Annotated in this window: 25 protein-coding genes and 1 tRNA gene; 10 read left to right on the top strand and 16 right to left on the bottom strand. The window is 38.2% G+C overall.

From position 1 onward, the window contains the following. Positions 1 to 53: 53 nt before the first annotated feature. Both I6J03_RS15505 and msrA read left to right on the top strand, forming a co-directional pair. A complete protein-coding gene (locus I6J03_RS15505; protein ID WP_232279640.1) occupies positions 54 to 521 on the top strand; it encodes a DUF417 family protein in 468 nt (155 codons plus the stop codon). Between the two features lie 45 nt (positions 522 to 566). Then, the gene (gene msrA, locus I6J03_RS15500; protein WP_232279641.1) at positions 567 to 1,202 is read left to right on the top strand and encodes a peptide-methionine (S)-S-oxide reductase MsrA; all 636 of its coding nucleotides are present in this window, start codon (positions 567 to 569) and stop codon (positions 1,200 to 1,202) included. Positions 1,203 to 1,288: 86 nt separating this feature from the next. Here msrA and I6J03_RS15495 read toward each other — a convergent pair whose 3' ends face one another. From I6J03_RS15495 to I6J03_RS15485, 3 genes are read right to left on the bottom strand one after another with little or no spacing between them, the layout of a single operon-like run. Next, positions 1,289 to 2,476: a sialidase family protein gene (locus tag I6J03_RS15495; protein WP_201693795.1), complete on the bottom strand. Its 1,188-nt coding sequence runs from the start codon at positions 2,474 to 2,476 to the stop codon at positions 1,289 to 1,291. Between the two features lie 14 nt (positions 2,477 to 2,490). Beyond that, on the bottom strand, positions 2,491 to 3,912 hold the full coding sequence (locus I6J03_RS15490) for an arylsulfatase (protein ID WP_003004618.1): 1,422 nt from the start codon (positions 3,910 to 3,912) through the stop codon (positions 2,491 to 2,493). A 32-nt stretch (positions 3,913 to 3,944) separates the two neighbouring features. After that, complete coding sequence (locus tag I6J03_RS15485; RefSeq protein WP_003004620.1) at positions 3,945 to 4,844, bottom strand: DUF4886 domain-containing protein; 900 nt, start codon at positions 4,842 to 4,844, stop codon at positions 3,945 to 3,947. Positions 4,845 to 5,006: 162 nt separating this feature from the next. Between I6J03_RS15485 and rpsF the strand changes: the two genes are divergently transcribed. The 4 genes from rpsF (at position 5,007) to I6J03_RS15465 (ending at position 6,478) form a co-directional block, all read left to right on the top strand. Beyond that, entirely contained in the window at positions 5,007 to 5,375 is a 369-nt protein-coding gene (rpsF, locus tag I6J03_RS15480) for a 30S ribosomal protein S6 (protein ID WP_003004624.1), read from the top strand. Further along, positions 5,375 to 5,638, top strand: coding sequence for a 30S ribosomal protein S18 (rpsR, locus tag I6J03_RS15475; RefSeq protein ID WP_002998940.1), 264 nt, complete (start codon positions 5,375 to 5,377; stop codon positions 5,636 to 5,638). The genes rpsF and rpsR overlap by 1 nt, the downstream gene beginning before the upstream one ends. A gap of 12 nt (positions 5,639 to 5,650) precedes the next feature. Next, positions 5,651 to 6,094, top strand: a complete 444-nt coding sequence (gene rplI / locus I6J03_RS15470; RefSeq protein WP_002998943.1) for a 50S ribosomal protein L9 — start codon at positions 5,651 to 5,653, stop codon at positions 6,092 to 6,094. An 87-nt stretch (positions 6,095 to 6,181) separates the two neighbouring features. After that, the gene (locus I6J03_RS15465; protein WP_003004628.1) at positions 6,182 to 6,478 is read left to right on the top strand and encodes a hypothetical protein; all 297 of its coding nucleotides are present in this window, start codon (positions 6,182 to 6,184) and stop codon (positions 6,476 to 6,478) included. Here the strand turns inward: I6J03_RS15465 and I6J03_RS15460 are convergent, their stop codons facing one another. Together I6J03_RS15460 and I6J03_RS15455 are read right to left on the bottom strand one after the other, a co-directional pair. Next, on the bottom strand, positions 6,479 to 7,750 hold the full coding sequence (locus I6J03_RS15460) for a sensor histidine kinase (protein ID WP_039989621.1): 1,272 nt from the start codon (positions 7,748 to 7,750) through the stop codon (positions 6,479 to 6,481). A 1-nt stretch (position 7,751) separates the two neighbouring features. After that, the gene (locus tag I6J03_RS15455) at positions 7,752 to 8,423 is read right to left on the bottom strand and encodes a response regulator transcription factor (RefSeq protein ID WP_003004635.1); all 672 of its coding nucleotides are present in this window, start codon (positions 8,421 to 8,423) and stop codon (positions 7,752 to 7,754) included. Positions 8,424 to 8,650: 227 nt separating this feature from the next. Here I6J03_RS15455 and I6J03_RS15450 point away from each other — a divergent pair. From I6J03_RS15450 to I6J03_RS15440, 3 genes are all read left to right on the top strand, one after another. Continuing rightward, positions 8,651 to 8,723, top strand: a tRNA-Lys gene (locus tag I6J03_RS15450). 248 nt (positions 8,724 to 8,971) lie between these two features. Then, the gene (locus I6J03_RS15445) at positions 8,972 to 10,189 is read left to right on the top strand and encodes a site-specific integrase (RefSeq protein ID WP_003004637.1); all 1,218 of its coding nucleotides are present in this window, start codon (positions 8,972 to 8,974) and stop codon (positions 10,187 to 10,189) included. A gap of 53 nt (positions 10,190 to 10,242) precedes the next feature. Further along, a complete protein-coding gene (locus I6J03_RS15440; RefSeq protein WP_003004640.1) occupies positions 10,243 to 10,779 on the top strand; it encodes an ORF6N domain-containing protein in 537 nt (178 codons plus the stop codon). A gap of 140 nt (positions 10,780 to 10,919) precedes the next feature. On the opposite strand, the gene I6J03_RS15435 is transcribed toward I6J03_RS15440, so the two are convergent. Continuing rightward, positions 10,920 to 11,195 (bottom strand): hypothetical protein, encoded by a 276-nt coding sequence (locus tag I6J03_RS15435; protein ID WP_003004646.1) that lies wholly within the window; start codon positions 11,193 to 11,195, stop codon positions 10,920 to 10,922. Positions 11,196 to 11,385: 190 nt separating this feature from the next. Between I6J03_RS15435 and I6J03_RS15430 the strand changes: the two genes are divergently transcribed. Next, complete coding sequence (locus tag I6J03_RS15430; RefSeq protein ID WP_003004649.1) at positions 11,386 to 11,802, top strand: helix-turn-helix transcriptional regulator; 417 nt, start codon at positions 11,386 to 11,388, stop codon at positions 11,800 to 11,802. A gap of 93 nt (positions 11,803 to 11,895) precedes the next feature. On the opposite strand, the gene I6J03_RS15425 is transcribed toward I6J03_RS15430, so the two are convergent. The 10 genes from I6J03_RS15425 to I6J03_RS15380 all read right to left on the bottom strand — a co-directional run bounded on the left by I6J03_RS15425 (position 11,896) and on the right by I6J03_RS15380 (position 19,860). Beyond that, on the bottom strand, positions 11,896 to 12,168 hold the full coding sequence (locus tag I6J03_RS15425; protein ID WP_003004652.1) for a hypothetical protein: 273 nt from the start codon (positions 12,166 to 12,168) through the stop codon (positions 11,896 to 11,898). Between the two features lie 97 nt (positions 12,169 to 12,265). After that, entirely contained in the window at positions 12,266 to 13,219 is a 954-nt protein-coding gene (locus tag I6J03_RS15420) for a DUF5712 family protein (protein ID WP_003004654.1), read from the bottom strand. Between the two features lie 3 nt (positions 13,220 to 13,222). Further along, positions 13,223 to 13,735, bottom strand: coding sequence for a BfmA/BtgA family mobilization protein (locus I6J03_RS15415; RefSeq protein ID WP_003004658.1), 513 nt, complete (start codon positions 13,733 to 13,735; stop codon positions 13,223 to 13,225). A 47-nt stretch (positions 13,736 to 13,782) separates the two neighbouring features. Further along, entirely contained in the window at positions 13,783 to 14,100 is a 318-nt protein-coding gene (locus tag I6J03_RS15410) for a hypothetical protein (protein WP_050767769.1), read from the bottom strand. A 1-nt stretch (position 14,101) separates the two neighbouring features. Further along, the gene (locus tag I6J03_RS15405) at positions 14,102 to 14,365 is read right to left on the bottom strand and encodes a helix-turn-helix domain-containing protein (RefSeq protein ID WP_039989784.1); all 264 of its coding nucleotides are present in this window, start codon (positions 14,363 to 14,365) and stop codon (positions 14,102 to 14,104) included. Positions 14,366 to 14,813: 448 nt separating this feature from the next. Further along, positions 14,814 to 15,110 carry a helix-turn-helix domain-containing protein gene (locus I6J03_RS15400; protein ID WP_003004667.1) on the bottom strand — a complete coding sequence of 99 codons (297 nt, stop codon included), beginning with the start codon at positions 15,108 to 15,110 and terminating at the stop codon, positions 14,814 to 14,816. A gap of 58 nt (positions 15,111 to 15,168) precedes the next feature. Beyond that, complete coding sequence (locus tag I6J03_RS15395) at positions 15,169 to 16,233, bottom strand: hypothetical protein (protein ID WP_003004671.1); 1,065 nt, start codon at positions 16,231 to 16,233, stop codon at positions 15,169 to 15,171. A 203-nt stretch (positions 16,234 to 16,436) separates the two neighbouring features. Further along, complete coding sequence (locus I6J03_RS15390; RefSeq protein WP_003004673.1) at positions 16,437 to 17,693, bottom strand: hypothetical protein; 1,257 nt, start codon at positions 17,691 to 17,693, stop codon at positions 16,437 to 16,439. Positions 17,694 to 18,028: 335 nt separating this feature from the next. Then, positions 18,029 to 18,655 (bottom strand): phage protein, encoded by a 627-nt coding sequence (locus I6J03_RS15385; RefSeq protein ID WP_003004679.1) that lies wholly within the window; start codon positions 18,653 to 18,655, stop codon positions 18,029 to 18,031. Positions 18,656 to 18,657: 2 nt separating this feature from the next. Then, positions 18,658 to 19,860 carry an ImmA/IrrE family metallo-endopeptidase gene (locus I6J03_RS15380; RefSeq protein ID WP_003004682.1) on the bottom strand — a complete coding sequence of 401 codons (1,203 nt, stop codon included), beginning with the start codon at positions 19,858 to 19,860 and terminating at the stop codon, positions 18,658 to 18,660. Positions 19,861 to 19,988: the final 128 nt, after the last annotated feature.

Genomic DNA, 19,988 nt, shown 5'->3' with positions numbered 1-19,988 from the left:
CAGGCAGCGACTATAACTATAAATCGAATAGTTAATATCAATTGATCATAGACATGGAATCTTTAATTTCGACATCCCGCAGCAGACCAACAGTCATGTACAGAGCCGGATATTTTATTTCACTGGCAGGAAGTGTTCTTATACTCCTCTGGATAGGAATTTATAAGTTTACTGCTGTAGAGGCCGAGGCGATCAGACCACTGATGGAACAACATCCATTACTTTCCTGGATGTACAGTATCTTTACTATACAACAGGTGTCCAACATCATAGGTATTACAGAAATATTACTGGCACTTGTATTGATACTGAGTATAAAATGGATCAAATTGAGAAAAATAGCATCTATCGGTATGATTATCACATTTGTGCTTACCCTGAGCTTCCTTTTCACCACTTCGGGAATGTGGAAATTCAGAGAAGGCATTCCGACAACAGACTTTTTTATCCTTAAAGATCTGCTGTTGCTTGGATTTGGCCTTATGCTTCCTTCTCTGCCATCCCCTATCCGTACGAACTAAAAAAATCTGTTAACATCAAATTGCAACACCATGAAATACAGCATCATGACTTTAATAATCTTCACGCTGAGTATCGGACTTGTCAGGAGTAAAAACACGACTTCAGTCCCTCAGACAGAGCGAGGTAATACGCAGGAAATTTATTTTGCAGGAGGATGTTTCTGGGGAACGGAGCATTTTTTCAAACAAATCAACGGTGTGAAAAGCACTGAGGTGGGATATGCAAACGGAAAGACCAAAAATCCGACCTATGATATCGTCTCCCATACCAAGAGCGGATATGCCGAAACTGTAAAAGTGCGCTATGATCCGGAAAAGGTAGCTCTCAAAACACTGATAGAACTTTATTTTAAAACGATAGATCCGACCAGTCTGAATCGTCAGGGTAATGATATTGGAGAACAATACAGGACAGGTATATATTACAAAGACGAAAAGGATCTTTCTGTAATCAAAACATGTATAGCTGCACTATCCAAAAATTATTTAAAGCCACTGGCCATAGAAGTAAAACCATTGACTAATTTTTACAAAGCGGAAGACTATCATCAGGATTATCTGGACAAAAATCCACAAGGTTATTGCCATATTGACCCCGCACTGTTCGAAATGGCGAGAAAAGCCAATCAGGATACCACAAAAAATAAAGGTAAGGATTCGAAAAAGACCAGCACACACTAAATACTAAGAAGAAGTCTGACCGGGAATTGAAAACTCCCGTTATGTCTGACAAACATAACGGGAGTTCTTTTTTTATATTATACTTATTAATGCCACTTCACGGGCTGAAATACGATATTCTTATAATTATCTTTTTCATACAGCACGCCTATCCGTTTAGCATCCAGCTGTACCAGATCAGAATATGCGGCATAATCGCCCTTATATCCTGCGGGAGCTGTTGCAATCCGCTTATTATAAAACCAGGTTTTTCCGTCATCCTTGCTTACACGCAGTGTCAGGCTGTCTCTTTGTGTCTTACTTGCTGCATTACTGAAAGCCAGCAGTTGTTTTTTTCCACTCAGTGATAATATGCTTCCCTGATTGACAGGGTCCGGAAGATCCTTATCAAAGTAAGTAGTATCCCAACTTGCTCCTCCGTCAGTACTGACGCTTATTAACCTGTTACGCACCTGACCTTGCTGATTTCTGCTATTCATCAGCAACCGGCCCCCGCTGATCTGCGCAGCAATGGATTCATTGCCACCTTCAGCCAGTACAGTAGCTCCCAGATGAAATGTCTTGCCGTGATCATCCGTATAGTAACCATGTGCCTGATAATCTTTAAAAGCAGCCTGAGGATTACCGGCAGAATGATTGGCAGATACAAAGATGCGTCCTTTATATCTTCCGGACTCAAACTGCATAGCATGTCCCGGAGTATTGGCATAGCTTCTCCAGTCTTCTTTAAAGGTATAGGCCGGATGAAATGACGGTGCATTTGGTCGGTGTACCTGAGTCGTTATATTAACTGCAGAGGACCAGGTTTCTCCCTGATCTGTAGAGGTGATGTACCAGACTTCCCGCACACCATTCCCTTTACGGATTTCACCCTCGTGATTGTTTCCTGTATTGTAGAACAAAAAGATACGTCCTTTCGGATACTCTGGATCCGTCATATCCAGCACGGGAGCAGGATTGCCTGCCTGTAAGTTTCCATAGTCCACTACTTTATCCAGAGTTGACCATGTCTTTCCCTTATCCGTACTTCTTTTCATTACGATATCGATATCTCCAAAGTCTCCGGCATGCGCCACTCTTCCTTCACTGAAAGCTAAGATATCACCATTCGCAGCCTTGATAACAGCTGGAATACGATAACTTTCGTATCCGTCTTTTCCGGATGCAAATACAATCTTCTCCTCTCCTTCTTTTGTGACTTCCGTATCAGTAACGAAGGAAAGATTCATCAGAATACCACCTGAAAGCAGCGCAATTAATAAATTTCTTTTCATAGGTTATATACGGTCTAAAACGTAAAATAAGGATTAGCTGTGTGTGCCTGATTCATAATGTTTTCCAGCTGCCTTACCCGTTCAGGATTTTCTGCTGCGACATTCTTTTTTTCGGCAGGATCTTTCTTTAGATTATATAGTTCTGTAACGGTCTTTTGCTTATTCTTTACCTGTAGTTTGACAGCTTTCCAGTCTCCTGCGCGCACAGCCTGGCGGCCACCGTCTTCTTGAAATTCCCAGTACAAATAAGGATGCTGCTGTTGCTCATTTGTTTTGCCCAACAGTGTTGGCACTAAAGATACACCATCGGTATATCGGGCTTTCCCGGCTCCTGTAATATCTAAAAGAGTAGGCATTACATCCCAGAAGGCGCCGGTAAATTCACTTGTACTATGGGATTTTACTTTATGAGGCCATTTGACAATAAAAGGGGTACGGATACCTCCTTCATAGAGATCCCGCTTGTATCCTCTGAGACCTCCCGAACTGTTAAAGAAAACAGGATCTGCACCTCCTTCACGATGTGCTCCGTTATCACTGGAAAATATAACGATTGTATTCTCTGTAAGTCCGAGATCATCCAGCTTTTTCAATACCTGTCCTACATAAGCATCCATCCTGCTGACCATACTGGCAAAAGTTGCTCTTGGCTTTTCAACAGAAGCATATCCGGTAACGGTAGCTCCGGGACCATAATCATTGCCTTTATGTGGAGTTTCTTCAAACCGTGAAGCATATTTCTGATAATGTTCATCGTCAATGCCGGATAATTCGGCATGTGGCAGTACGGTAGGAATAAACAGGAAGAATGGTTCATCCTTATGCGCATCTATAAACCGGAGTGTCTGTTCCTGAATTAATGCAGGTGCATATTGCACCTTATTTTTAAGATCATTTCCCTGAAGTTCCACACGCTGATCATTGTGCCACAAATGGGTAGGAAAATAACGGTGGGATTGCCTTTGACAATTGTATCCGTAAAATTCATCAAAACCCTTTTGATCCGGTGCTCCTGTCGTGCCGACCATACCCAAACCCCACTTGCCAAAGGCTCCTGTAGCATAGCCGGCTTTCTGAAGCAACTGCACAAAAGTCTGTACGGAATCCGCAAGAGGCTGTTGTCCTTCCGGCTCAATTTCCCTGTTGCCACGGATATAGGTATGACCGGTGTGCTGGCCAGTCATTAATGAAGATCGGGAAGGCGCACATACGGAGGTGCCGGCATAGAATTGTTCAAATTTCATTCCTTCTGCAGCCAAACGATCAATATTAGGCGTCTGTATCTTCTTCTGTCCATACGCACCGAGATCACCGTAGCCTAGGTCATCGGCCAGAATAAACACAATATTCGGCTTTCTCTCCTGAGCCTGTAGTCCGATTGTGCTCAAACACAAAAAAGCTGCAGTAAGCAGTCTGATTTTTTGAAGGTTTATCATTAGTTATAGGTTGGTTTTGATTAATATATAGTTTATCTGGATATATCCATTATCTGAAAGGCTTTAAGAGGTGTTATTGCAAAAGGATGTAAAACAGCTTCGTGTGCTGCTTTCTTTGCTATTTCAGCCTGAATATCAGTCACTTTTAGCGGCTTGTAAACATTGGTTGTTACATCCTGCTGAAAAAGAGTTTCAAACCAGGTACAGGCTGCTGTAAAACGTCCGTAGTCCAGATTAAGGTGGTAACCGTCTCTTGTATAATGGTCGGCTATAAAACTTGTCCGCGCATTCTGCACAGCAGTACCTGCAGGAACTAATAAGTCAAAGGGAATCAGTTTGAATGCTTGCTGAGAAGTACGCGCAATAGCTTCATACATCTTTAACTGACTCCGGTCATAGTTTGCAAAACCATCATGCTTGGAATCCTGCTGATATGCCCATGTCTGGTGCAGAATATACTTTGTAGAGGGATACCGTACATGTGTTTTTACATAGGCAAACAAAGCCGGAAGATCGGCCTGATATGTTTCGTATTTACCCGAAAGCGGACTGGCCTGCTGAAAACTGATATAATCCCAGGGTTCGTCAACCAAAGCATCTGATATACGGACATCGGGAGTGACGGTTTTATTTCCGTCGGAGGTTATTTTGCGGTAGCTGTAGGCAGCCTTATCTTCATTCACATTGCGTACATGCAGAGACAAAGGCGCCCCTCCGATATACAGATTACCGATGACCATGGTTTTGCCACTGGCCTTTGCCAGCTCATAAAGATAATTTTCAATTGCATCTTCTGAAAAACTGTTACCAATAGCTAATATCCTTAATACACCATCATCGAGCGGATCTTTTTGTGCCAGGACCGCAGATGGAGCAACGCTAATAAAAAAGACTAAAAAGAGGCTGAGAAAGTAATTTTGGATTGTTTTCATAGCAAGTAAAGTTATTAAATATTTGCATCAGGCAATACTTTGTACCTTGATTTTGACAATAGCTCACTTATTCTAAATTTCTCTTTTATAAATAAAAGTAATTTTATACCTTTGCACTTCCGTAAGTGCGGAAATTTTAAATTAACAAAAATATTTAACAAAATGCAACAGTACGAATCTGTAATCATTCTTACCCCGTTGCTTTCTGATGATGTTGCGAAAGAAGTAATCGCAAAATTCAAAAACATCTTAACAGAAGGCGGAGCCGAGATTGTCGCTGAAGACAATTGGGGTTTGAAAAAATTAGCGTATCCTATCCAGAAAAAAACAACTGGATTTTATCACTTAACTGAATTCAAGGCTCCAGGTGAATTAATCAGAAAAATTGAGATTGAATTGAGACGTGATGAGCGCGTAATGCGTTTCTTAACGATTGCATTAGACAAACATGCTATTGCATACAGCGAGAAAAAACGTAGCGGAGCATTCAACAAGAAAGCAGAAACTAAAACTGAGGAGGTAGCAAACTAATGGCAAACGAAAACATCCAATACGTAACTGCTCCTAAAGTAGAGGACAACCGTAAAAAATATTGCCGTTTCAAAAAGAACGGTATCAAATACATTGACTACAAAGACGCAAACTTCCTTTTGAAATTTGTGAATGACCAAGGTAAAATTTTACCTCGTCGTCTTACTGGTACTTCATTGAAATTCCAACGTAAAGTTGCTCAAGCCGTTAAACGTGCTCGTCACATCGGTTTATTACCTTACGTTACTGACTCATTAAAATAAGGAGAATACGACATGGAAATTATCTTAAAACATGATATCAAACACCTTGGCGAAAAAGACGATGTTGTCGTAGTAAAGCCGGGTTACGGTCGTAACTACTTAATTCCTCAGGGTTTCGCTGTATTGGCTACATCTTCTGCAAAGAAAGTATTAGCTGAAAACATCAAACAAGCGCAATTCAAACAAGAGAAAATTAAAAAAGATGCGACAGAATTAGCGACTAAATTAGAAGCTATCAAGTTGACAATCGGTGCTAAAGCTGGTGAATCAGGAAAAATCTTCGGTAAAGTAAACAGCATTCAGATTGCTGATGCTTTGAAAGCGCAAGGTTTTGACGTAGATCGTCGCCGCATCACTTTCGAAACTGAACCAAAATTAGTTGGTGAATATATCGCTAACTTGAACCTTCACAAAGAAGTTAAAGTTCAGGTTCCTTTCGAAGTAGTAGCTGAATAATACTGTTATTCAACACAAAATATAAAGGAGATAACGCAAGTTATCTCCTTTTTTTATTATTTTCGGTTTCAGGTAATTCATTGTCAAATGCGCATTAAGACCATATTCTTATTAATACTGACCATTCTGCTCACTATTGTGCTGATGAAGAATACAGAATCGGTCAATTTTTGGATTTTTGGCGACCATAGTGTTTCCAAACTGGCTATTCTGGCTGTATTCTTTCTGCTGGGTATTATTGTAGGCTTGATACTCGCGCGGTCAGGAAAGAAAAAAGACCAGCACCCTTCAGTATACAGTATTACAGGTGATGCAGGCGAGACGCTCCCTCCTGCTTCCAAATCTTTGAGTGCAGAAGACGAAGAGTATCTGAGAAACGATTAATTAGTCAAAATGTACCGTAAAGCTGTGCATATGATCTGTATATGTATAGTCAATGTGACCATTTGTCGAATCCACTATAGATCTGACGATCGCTAGTCCCAGACCTGTGGATTGCTGATTTTCCACATCCTTATAAAAACGATCAAAGATATGCTGCGTATTAAGCGCCATTTCTTTGCCTGTATTGGCTATGGTAAATCCATTCTTGCGGATACGCAAGACAATATGCCCACCCTCATAGTTATGGATATGTGCATTGCGCAGCAGATTAGAAATAAGCATCTGCGCCAGATCGGGATTAAAATCGAGTATAAGCACTTCTTCTTCCGACAGATCTACATGTATACTTTTATGCTCCAAAAGTTCTCTGAAGGCTTCTATTTGCTTTCTCCATAGCATATTGAAATCCGTTGGCTCCTGATTTAAAAATTGCCGGTTATCGATTTTAGTCAGCAACAACAGCGATTTGTTCAATCTTTTCATCCGGTCCAGTTGATGCAGCACCTCCGCCAGCTGATTTAATACTTCTTCATCTTTCTCAAAATGAGGTAACAGCATTTCTACTTTTGATTGTGAAATGGCCAGCGGTGTCTGCAATTCATGTGCAGCATTTTCGACAAAGTCTTTTTGCCGCTCATAGACAGCCGTATTATCATCCAGCAGCTGGATGATTGTATTATTCAGCTCCTTAAATTCAAGCACAGAAGTTTTGGGAGCAACAAAGGTATTTCTTTTCCCCAGTTCAAATTTTTTCAACTGATACCCCAGTTGATAGAAAGGTTTCCATATTTTACTCAATATCAGCTTATTGATAATAAAAATAGATATCATAACCACGACAAAGAGCGTAAGAAGAGAGTACAGTAAACTGCTGATCAGATCATCTTCCTCCACCATAGAGGAGATAACCTGCAACTTGTAATATTTACCATCATTATCCTGAAAATAGGTTGTCAGCATACGCACGACTTCAAAATCTTCTTCATTAACCATATACATGGATGTGTCAGAATAAGTTTCCAGCCCGCTGATTGCAATATCCTCCGGGACAGGGATCAATCTGTAATTGCTTTCGCCAAAGTCTCTCTTCTGGTAAACCATCTCATCTTCATATGCCTTATGTATAATAAGCATCTTGTGGTTTTCCAGACCATCATCAAGGCTGTCATACACTTCATCCATCATATCCAGATAGAAGATCACAGCCCATACACTCAGGATCAGCAGCAGTGCACCGGAAAGATACAACATAGTTCGGTTCAGCAGTCTCATCTTATACGCTCATTTTATAACCTACACCATAGATCGCTTGTATTTCGAGCTGCGCATGATGCTCTTTCAACTTTTTACGAATATTTTTAATCTGTGAATAAATAAAATCAAGATTATCGGCCATATCTGAATCATCTCCCCATACATGCTCCGCCAATGCGGTTTTCGTCACCAGCTTATTTTTATTGAGGACAAAAAAAGAAAATACATCAAATTCCTTACGGCTGAAATGCAGATCCTGATCATCGACACAGATACTACGTGTGTCGTAATTGATCTGCAGATTATTGAGCTGAACAACAGGGTTGCCGGCAAGCTGCTTACGTCGCAATACAGCTTTGATACGCGCATTCAATTCGGAAAGATGAAAAGGCTTTGTCAGGTAATCATCCGCCCCGAGATCCAGCCCTCTTATCTTATCATCTATAGAATCTCTGGCCGAAATAATAATGGTATGCTGCTGCTCTTTTCCTCTCAACTCATCCAGCAACGTAAGCCCGTTGCCTCCCGGCAGATTTATATCCAACAGTATACAATCATAGGTATACAGATTGATCTTTGACAAGGCTGAAGAATAATCCGAAGCTACTTCTACGACATATTGCTCTGCCTCCAAAAATTCCTGAACACTCCTCTGCAATTCGAGCTCGTCTTCTACAATTAGTATTTTCATGCTGTATTCAACTTATATTGTACAAAATAAGGGTTTAATTCTGGAAAGAAAAGGGAAATATGGCATGGCACTATCATCAGTGCAATTTTATTTGAAAAAATAAATCACTATAAATGAATAAGTTTTACTTTTTTTTGTGTTTTAACAACGGAATTCTTTGCATATATAATTTATATTCCTACCTTTGCATCACTTTCAGAAACGGAATTAGTTTCACAAAAAGAAAGGATTCCGTAGCTCAGCTGGTAGAGCAATACACTTTTAATGTATGGGTCCTGGGTTCGAATCCCAGCGGGATCACAGAAAATAGTATCAAAACTACGTAAAAGCTTGCAAATCAAAAGATTGCAAGCTTTTTTGTTTACTGAAAAAACCCAAAATATCTAATAATTCACAAATAAAATGGTGAGTAATTAGGTGAGTAAAAATTGGGTTTTTCAACTCACCGAATTAGATATAACTATCTGTATTACAGAAAGTTCAGTCATTGAACGACTTGATATGTTTAGACTGCAAGGCTAACTTTGTTTAACCTTAAATCAGTTATCATGAAAACTAATTTCAGTCTGCTTTTCTATCTTAAAAGGCCAAAAGATTACACTACAGGCATTGTACCTATCTATTTAAGGATTACCGTTAACGGAAAACGTGCTGAGCTTGCCACAGGAAAGGAATGTGAACCCGAACAATGGAACTCAAAAATCGGACACATTAGAGGCACTAAAGAGGATACCAAAACTTTTAACGCCTATTTGGATAAAATGAAAGCGGGTGTTACTACAGCTTATACAACATTATGCCTACAGGATGATGAAGTTACTACGGAAAGTATTAAGTGCAAGTATCTCGGCAAAGCAGAAAAGCCACACACTTTAGTTGAGGCTATTACATTGCATAATAAAAATATGAAAGCACTTGTGGGTAAGGACTATGCGCAAGGAACGCTCAAAAGGTTTGAGGTATTAGAAAGACATGTACTTGATTTCCTTGCTTTTCAATACCGCAAAAACGACATCAATATCAAAAGTATAGACCACGATTTTATTAGCGCTTTTGATTTTTACCTACGCACCGAAAAAGCTAATACGAATAACACGGCCATCAAACACCTCAAAAATTTAGGTAAAAACATTAGGATCTGTATTTCAAAAAAATGGATAAATGCAGACCCTTTCTTTGGCTATAAGCTAAAATCCAAAGATGTACATCGCGATTATCTTACAGCGACGGAACTGCAGAAGATAGTAGAGAAGGAATTTACTACATTAAGACTTTCACAGGTGCGGGATTTTTTCCTGTTCAGTTGTTATACTGGTCTATCTTATGCAGATGTACAGAAACTCAAACCAGCTGACATTCGCATTGGTGCGGATGGAGAGCCTTGGATCATTACTTACAGGCAAAAGACAAATACGAGAGCAGCTATTCCACTGCTTCCTGTTGCTAAAAAAATTCTCGACAGGTACAAAGATCATCCCATGTGTATTAATAAGGGCAAAGCCCTACCTATTTCCAGCAATCAGAAAATGAACGAGTATTTAATAGAAATTGCCGCTCTTGCTGGTGTAGACAAAACATTAGGAAACCGAATAGCCAAACGAACGTTCGCCACAACGGTAACACTCATGAACGGAGTGCCTATTGAAAGCGTATCAAAAATGCTTGGTCATACAAATCTCCGCACCACGCAACTGTATGCGAAGATACTTGACGAAAAGGTTGCCAGTGATATGGCACCATTAAGGGAAATATTTACTTCAATTTAGCCCGATTCGGTCGGCACATGAGGTGCCGACCGTACTTAAACAAATCTTAAAGAATGGAAACTAAGATCAATATTTCTGATGAACTGGTTATGAACCAGATTTATATCATAAGAGGACATAAAGTGATGCTGGATGCCGATCTGGCTGAACTATACGGAGCGGAAACCAAACAGCTAAAGCGGCAGGTAAAAAGAAACGCAGAACGTTTTCCCGAAGATTTTATGTTTGAGCTAAACACGGAGGAACAGAAAATCTTAAGGAGCCAATTTGGCACCTTAAGACATGGCGCACACTCCAAATATAAAATCATGGCCTTTACAGAACAGGGCGTGGCAATGCTTTCAAGCGTGCTAAATAGTACTAGGGCTATTGAGGTGAACATCCAGATCATCCGCATTTTTACCAAAATGCGCCATTTGCTATCCGACAATACAGAGATCAGGCTGGAAATTGAAAGGATTAAAGGGAAACTGGATAACCAAGATAAAAACATGGAGATCGTATTCCGCTATCTTGACGAACTGTTGGAGAAACAGGAACGGCCAGCAACTAAAAGAATACGCATTGGGTTCAAACCTGACGAACTGTAGTTTTCTGTTACTGGCTTCTCCGTATATGCCAAAAGCGGGAACAGCAACGGCCAAGAGCGTGGTCGTTCCGCAGGCCGCAAATGTGGGGCGGCCAGTTTTCAGACATTAATCAAGTAAATGTTATTTGATTGATAGTATCGTTATTTGTTTTTTTCGGCCTTTTGGGCTAAGATGTAGCACAGGTTCAGCAATTCCTCCAATTGATTATAAAAAAACAGCATTTCTGTCAGTTCCTCTCCATCGGGCGACTCGGCAGCGAAATAAATCCATCCCTTGTATAGTTCCCATAGCTTGGTGCGGGATTGGTGAATGGGATGGTTCACGAAAAAATAGGCTATTGATGGCACAGGGTTATCAAGGTCGTCATCAGATATATTAACGGGTTGATAATGTAAAGCCTTTAAAATTTCTTCCATAACTTTTTTATTTATTGATAAAACTTATATACCATTCTTAGTGTGTGAATTGTGCTTCCATAATTGTTACACTATTTTAATTGACAGGTTAAAATTACGGGCATGATTTGGCGTAACCTACCAAAAGAGCGGGTATTTTACTACTACATATTTGTTTATTACTATATTAGGGATTTATTATATTTGTTTTATGGAAACGCCTACAACATCCAACAAAGCGCATCTCGGCCGAAAAATCAGCCGAATCAGAGAAATACGTGGTATAAAGCAGGATTATCTTGCTATCGAACTTGGCGTAAGCCAACAGACTATTTCAAAGATTGAGCAAAGTGAAGAGGTAGAAGATTTGACATTAGAAAAAATCGCCGCCGTCTTGGGTGTTACAGTTGAAGGAATAAAGAATTTTAATGAAGAGGCTATTTTCAACTATTTTAATACTTTCAATGATGAAGTAACACATTCTTTCAATACTTACCATAGCTGTACATTCAATCCTCTTGATAAATTGATGGAAGTTATCGAGGAAAACAAAAGTCTTTATGAGCGATTGCTTGCTAGTGAGCGTGAGAAGGTAGAACTATTGAGAGGAAAAAGTACGGAAATTTAACTTTTCTAACTAGTACTTTTCAATCACAATATTAAGGCATCTGTAATCGCTACAGAGGCCTTATTTTGAAATACAATTAAGCTATTGAAGTAGCTATAGATTGTTCTTTAGCCAACTGGAGCATTCATCAGTAAATCCAGTCCATGCACCCTCTCCACTCAATAGGACTACAAGCAATTCATCATTATTATCAATGTGTGACATCAAAGTATCACGTATGGCACTGGCTGTACTTGTTGATTTGATAATCCAAGTAGAATCTAGGCAATGCCACCATGTAGGCGATAACTTTTTTATCGCATCGATCAAGTCATTATAATCTTGACCTGTCTTGTTTAAATCATAACCTATAAGATATGTCTTCATACAAATAATTTTATTTATATACTAAATTAATGACAGTATACAAGTTCTACTTACGGGAAACCATATTTAGAAATTAAAGATACAGTCCTCTGGACCGTTATATTATTTTCTTCTTCTTACGCTTTTTCGGTTCTATTGGGTTATCTTGGGGCGCAGTATAAACAGGCTCCATAAGCATACCTAACAAATCAGCACCTAGCTTTCCAGCTGTGCCGACCATCTCTCCGACACTTTCAAACACTCCTTCAGCAACGCTTTTCCCCAAATCGTTAATGATGGTCTGGTCAGCATTTTGATAGGGAATATTTTCCAATAAATTCATCTGTTTTTTCTGTTCGACCGTTCCATTTTGCATCGTGTTGGCATAGGCAAGGGTATCTTTCAGTCCCCTTTCAAAATCGAAAAAGTCGTCGAAAAGGCTTTCGCCTGATTGTTTAAATACGGTACGGTTAAATTCCCCAAGTTTGGCTGAATGCTCCTTATTCGTACCCTTTGATGTATTCTGTGGGCTAAGTTTAATCTTATTGGTAATATCCTTACGGCTTACAATGATCTGGATATGATCCTGCCGCCCTTCTTTGCGCTCACCTATTTGCCTTGTCCCGTCCTTTACTTCCTTATCGGTGTGTTTGTAGTAACGGTAATTTTCGTGCTTGCCATACCATAACAAATCTTTATGGTTGTTAATGCCTGGTCTTTTGAAGTTTTTAGCATACTCATCCATTATCTTCACGGCAAATTCCTTTAGCTTCTCTTTTGTGCCTTCCTTTCCATATTTTTCGTAAAGGTGCGCCAGTTCTTTTTGGCTGGGGCTGATGTTTATCAGAAAAAATTTACTGTCATTACGTCCAAGTTTAGCAATGTTGCTATCTATTTTCATTCTTACTTCCTGCCTCCGTATTTCGCTACCTGTACCGTTAAACCAATTTTCGTGTCCGAAACTTTTTCCTTTTTCGAGCTGCATTTGGTTCTCTTTTTCGAGATAGTTGACCAGTGCTCCGCTGCTGCCTTTGTTATCTCCTGTTTCTGATGTAGTGATATTGATGAACATAAGCTATAGATTTTCGAGCGACTGCCTGATATAGGCTTGCAGTTCTTCTTTTTTAACGTTGGCCGTAGTCCAGCCCAGTGATTCCCGTTGTGTGATGTAGTGTTCCAGTATCTTGCTAAAGCGTGATTTCAGCAACGCTTTTTCTTCCAGATAGGTCTGTGTTTTGGCAATACCACGTTCCAGTGTCATCATCCGCTCTGCAAGCTTTTTTACATTTTCTACGTCCTGTTTAAGATATATCCCAATTTCTTTAAAATATAATGTATGTTGTTTTGCAATAGCGAGCAGTGTGCCGACATCGCTAAAGACGGGCAACAGGAAATCTTTTTCCTGCGTTTTAAAAAAACTAATAATACGGTTGTTCCCGTTTACCAGCTCTTTTTTCAGCAGTTCATCATTGAGGTCAATGGGATCTTTTTTGCTACGGTAGAAATATTCTACCATTTGTATCACTGTCGTCTTTTTTGTTCTGCCCAGCTTGAGTGCTATTTTTTCCAGTTTAATATCGGTGGCCACAGGGTAGCGCACCGATTTTGTATTGATATCCTACATATTCCAAATGTTTAAGGATTGCCTGATGCTTCAATAATAAGTCTTACCTGCGTACCTAGTTGTGGGTGCCACGAGGGATTATATGTTATGTAGCCGTATTCTACAAGATCTTTAATGTTCTTATGGTAGGTGGCTATAGACCTGATACGGGAGAACCGCATCAGCTTCGGCCTGCTGACCCTAAAGGATTTTTCGGGTGCATCGCTGTCACTGTAATAGAACAAGGCCATCAGCAGGCTGATATGGGTCGCATAAAATCGGCTTTCCATTGATACCCGTTCAAAATAGCCGCTAAGGGCGTGATGTTGTATGTTCAGATAGTTCTTCATGTTATTCTCCTTTCAATATTTTTTCTATTTGTACTTTACTATAGTAAATTGTGCCACCAATCTTGCGGAACGGCAATGTTCCATTGATACGCAGATTCTGTAAAGTGCCAGCGGATATATTTAGCATTTTGCGAACCTGTGCACTTCTTAACCATTCTTCGTTCTGTTGTCTTTCGGTATTTTGTCCGATGATTCCTTTTATTTCCTGCAATAGTTCTGTTTTGAACTGGCGGAGGTCATCGATGGTAATGATGTCAATTTTCATAAATTTCGTTCCTTTCTGATGTTTTAATTTGCTGGATAGCTGGCTAATCATATATCTAATTAGCTAGCTAATTGGTATACCCGAAAGTATACCGTTTATGCTTTCTAAAAGGCTTACAAAGCCCCAAAGTAGCTCTGGAAGCTACTTGAAACCCCTGTAGCGATAGCGTAAGGGCAAGCAAGTAGGGCTCTGCCCAACTTCCGCTTGCTCAGCCCCGAAAAGGGGACTGACTGAATAGAAACGATGCCTTTAGCCATGTTTAATAGCATCGTGAAAACTCAAAGTATGCTTACCAGCCTATTCCCATATGCTCCCTTTTGGGTTTAATAGCTTTGTCCATATACACCCTTATATGAAAAAGCAGATATACACTGATGTGACTATTTAGCTAAACAGCTATTCCGATACATAGTAATGTAACGATAAGGTTATCCGTCTATCCATATGTCTAAGTTTCATCTGTGGGTTTCTTTTTGTATTGTCTTGCCCATTCAAGCAGTTCGGTACGGGAAAACAGTAGTTTTCCTGCTGTTTTGGAAAATGGGATTTTGTTATTCCTTACAAAACCATAGATAGTTGACCTGCGGTAGTTAACGAGTTTTGAGGCTTCTCTTGCATTCAGAAGTTGGTCTGTGTAGGATTGCCTGATTTCGTTATGTCCGATAACGTTCCTTACAGAAGTTTCCATGATTTCGGAAAGTTCCTCTGCGGATAGTGCGGTAAATAGGATTTTTTTTGTGTCCATAATATTTCGTTTATGAACACAAAGAAATAGTGCTAATTCGCTTAAAATCGCAATGACATTAATGTATTAGCTTATGATTTTTAAGGATGCTTAACATTTCTTCGATATACGGATTGTTTTTGATACTGTTTTTCAGCACTTCAATTCCCTTTGGGGTATAAGTAGCCATCACACTTTTGGTACTTTCTAACTTGGAAGTTCCAAAAACAGAAAAATAACGTTTCAGCATAGCTACGTACATAATCTGGTTTGAGCCCCTGTGAAACTTCCTATTGAGGCAATAACAAGAATACATCAGCGCAATTAAAACGTTACGCATATCGCCTCTTGATATGCTCTTTGGAGTAGGCCAGCCATGTGACCTGAAAGTATCAGGGAAGGCACCCGAACAAAACATTGAGCCGAGATACTTTTCAAGTTCGTTCCTGCTGAAAACTGGCTGTTCAGTTCCTTTAGCTGTACTGATCGGAGCTGTAAGCACTTCCCATATTTTTTTGATTTCGTTCGTATTGCAATAAATTTCGATGCGTTTGGGTTCTTCTACTATTTGTGCTTCTTCGTTTGGCATTGCCGTCTCAGAGGAAGAAACGGCCAAAGCTTCTAGATTATTGATCTCGACAAATGCAAGGTACAGGTTTGCCTGAATATAACCGAGATTATAAAACAAGGTCTTATCAAGCTCCCCGTCAAAATAAAGGAAGTCCAAACAGTACAGACAGAAGTTGCGCAGGTATTCCAATTTATGGCCATATGTTAGGGCGTTGTAGGATATTCCTATGTTCTTTCTAAAATCTGTGATCCCGATCTCATAACCACTAAGGAATATTTCTAACAGGTATTCTTTGGCCTTAAAATTCCAGTCCCGATAATATTCTACATGGTAGTTTTTTAGTGTTTCTTCGGTAGCCAGAAAAAAATCGTACAGTTCCAAGTCGCTGACAAAATAGGCACATCCGTTCCTGCGCATTTCCCTGAAAGGAAAATAACCCGTGCGCTCCATCAGGTCGAAACGGTCATCGCTCTTGATGATTAGTTTGCCGTTTTTTCTTATGATACCCGCCCTTAGCTCGTTATAGATGTGGCCAGAATAGGGGCTGAAACTTTTGAGATGGGTAAAGAACATAAGTTTTGATTTTTGGACACTAATATTGCTAAATTAATGAAAATTAGCACGTTAATGAGATTGATTGTTTTAACAAAGAATTCATTGATCCCCAGACTCCGTAATTTACTGTAGATATAATTTATTCACCTTAAATAAATAAACCAACTAAAAATCAGCTGGTTTATCACTTCCGATAAGCAAAATGCTTTTAATAAGTTGTCTTATTCTGTATGTTTACCATATAGAAGAACATTTGAAATTAGATAACGAAGTTCAAATTTCAGATCATAATTCATATCTATCATCTCAGCCTTGCCGCATAATTTTAAAAGAGTACTAAGATTGTCCACATGTCCAACTTTGTCTCTAGTAAACAAATCTTTCAATTCTTTTATTCCCTTAAATGGACTACGTGAACTTATAATTTTTTCTTCTATTTTCGCTCGTAATTCATCTGGTGAAGTAGCATCCTTCAAGAAGTAAAATTCTTCTTTGAAAGATTCCATATCGTGAAAGAACTCCGATATGTTTCCATAGCTCTCTACGAATGTTTTAGCTACTACGGTATGATTAATTGTTTTATCTAATTTAATGTCCTTAACACGCTTGTTAGGGAAAAAATATAATTTGCCATTCTCATCCTCATGGGCTAATTTAAATTCCAAAGAACTGTAAAATCCAATTGAGGTGTTCCCTTGATCTTCATTACGAATAGCTATTGATGGATAAATATATCCTAATTCTTTTAAATATGTTTGCTGAGAACTTCGGAGAATTATCTCAATTTTAGATTCACTTAAAGCAACGGAGCTAATCTTGAAACTATTTCCTTTAACTGCACTAACTCGGTTTAATTCCAAAATCGTTAATACAAATGTTTCTGCAACTCCGTACTCTCTATACTTATCAGAATTAATACTTTTTAAAAAATACCTCTCGTCTACACTGTCATATAATATTCTATACAATCTCTGTGATAATTTCGATTTCTTCTCTAAATAGTGGTCTTGCCATGATTTATTGACCGCATGTAATAAATGTTGATCTCGAACATTTTTTTTCAAGTAATTGATATATTGGCTTAATTTCCTTCCTTTATAAAACATATTCACAGAATCATAAAGTCCTGTAGCTACCAATTCATCCACTACTGTATCTTCGATCTTTGCATTTCTAATTGTGAAAACAACATCGTTATTTTCATTGCTATCAAATGATGTGAGAACATTATCGCTAGTAGCCATGAGTCTCATTTGCTCAAATCGAGAAGTATACTTCTTCACCAGTGGCACAAGTTGATCTATCTTATCAAATTCAATTTTCGTGTCATCTTCCAGTTTATACTTAGCTACAATTAAATCTTTGACTTCTTCATTTTTTATTAAGTCAATTAACTGATCAGAGTATATGTAGCCTTTACTGTCCACAAAATTTTCCATTTTGTAATTCTTCTGTAAGAAGAAATCCTTTATTTCCATACTTATTCATTTTAAAATCTAATAAACTTTCCGTCAAAAAGCATTGACATGGCTGACTAGCTATGAAAACAACAGATTCTCATACCTTTCGCTAATAAGCGACCATGAAATCAATCAGAAAAAGAAGAAGTGGAATTATTTTGCTACATATAAAACAAATTATACCTTTGCAGCGTTTTTTAGACAAACACGTTTACCAAGTCTTCTTTTCAATCCTAGCTGATTGGTTTGATGATGACGTAAAATTTATAAAGACTCAGGTTGAGTAGGATCTTCCTGAGTTTTTTATTTATCATCTCAATCTCTAAAAAATTAACTTTTCATATCTCCTTAATCTATTTTATAGAACCTAACTGCTCAAACATCCTCAATTGTACATTAAGGTTATATCTTATTCCATATTTCAATCTAAACTCATACCATGTTGTACATTCTTTCATGCACTCCGTTGCTTCATATATAAATCGATCAAGCAATATTTTAGCTTCATCATTTAGAAATTGAAAATGCTTAAATTCTCTGGTAAACATTCGCACATACGGGTTCATAATTTGAAGTTTTGACAGCCCCTCGTTAGTAAACCTCATATATATAAGTTCATTTGTGTATCTACCAATAATAAATTTACGGAAAGTCTTATTTTTGGGAATTGGCCAATTGTTCAGCCGATAAATTTCATCATAAAATGATTGAGGAAACCGCTTAATATATTCAGATGCATACGCAGTTATAAATATATCTAGCTTGTCCTTTATATCAGATAAGGAAATTTCCCTTCCACCTGTTAGGAGTATCTTCTCATTCTCTCGGTCAAGATTAAAATCAGAAAATTTTTCTTTAACAGGTGCTTCTGTAAGATCAAAAATTAATTCTTGCAGAGCTTCCTTACTCAAGTGATCTTGCTTTTTATCAACACTAGGATGTAAAAAGCTGGCAACTATTTTATCTTCTCTTTTTTTCATAACTAACTATATAGTTCTCTATTACGGAATACATATCTGTCAATACTTTCAATATTATCCCAAGCAGAACTTAAATCACCTAAACTTTGAGATACATCGACATTATATATTCTTGCTTTCATCCAATTAGTTGCCTTATTACCCGCATCATACGCTTCAAACAGATAAATCATACATGGATGAACATCATTAAATTTTGCAAATTTTAATACTTCTTGATGATTATTAAGATGTCTTTTTATCATTGCAGACTTCTCCTTAGAAAAAAGATACTTTCTAGCAAAACTGTCTGCTTCCAGTTCCTTTTGTGCTAAAACAGCATTTTCTGTTTCATCTAAACTCAAATGATAATTCCCTTGAGATATTTCTTCCCAATCAAAGAGAACATGATATAACTCATGTATTAAAGCAAACCATAATGTGGCGTAAAAACCTTTATAATCAGTCAATATCACTGCTGGTTTGCCATTTACTGGAATAGTTGCTCCTCGCACGTGTAGATTTGGAAAAGAAGGCACAAAAATAACACTAACTCCGCACTTGTAAAGCTGTGAGATGACATCTTTTAAACCAAGTTTTTCTTGAGTAGAGTACCATCTTATTTTTGGGAAAACTTTTATTAACTTATCTCTATCATAAGTGTAAGGATTATCAAGATCTTTCAAAATGTCTTCAGCTTTAGTTAGCCAAATATTCTGACTCAGGCTATTTGTCTTTTTTATCTTACCAGAACTAAAAGCTGGAACAATATTAGATGGTTTATAATCGAGTACATTGTTCAAACGAAAGAGCTTGCAAATTTTTTCCTCAATCTCATCGACGTCGGTAATATCATTTATAAAACCAACTTTTTTTAACATAGCTAGGTCAAAATTATCCCGAATAAACGTAACTTTTTCTTGGTTGTCTTTTGAAGGAAGATTATCCCTAAAGGAATTCATAAACAATTCTAAAACTTCTTTTTCTGGTCTTTGTAAAAAAGAAGATAACTTTATTAAAGTTAAGAAATCGACTCTCTTCAATGTACCAGTAAGGACACCAACTAGTCCTCTATGCTGAATCCCCATTATCTCAGCAGCAGCGGTCTGATTAATATTAAGCTCGGCTAATCTTTTCTCAAACACAGTGGTCAATGTCTCCGAGTCCCCTTCATTCATATCAGAAATGATTTTACCCAAAAAATCATCAACATTAAACTCTCCCATAATAACAATATATTTACATTACAAATGTATGCAAATATATCAATAAAACAATTTAAATGATAAATAAAATGTATTAATACATTTTATTCGACAAAAAAATCAACTCAGAGGTGTAATCTAAAAGATTA

The organism is Sphingobacterium spiritivorum, assembly GCF_016724845.1.
Lineage (GTDB): Bacteria > Bacteroidota > Bacteroidia > Sphingobacteriales > Sphingobacteriaceae > Sphingobacterium > Sphingobacterium spiritivorum_A.
Note: the sequence above shows the minus strand (reverse complement) of the source record. Positions and strands in the feature narration are given on the sequence as shown.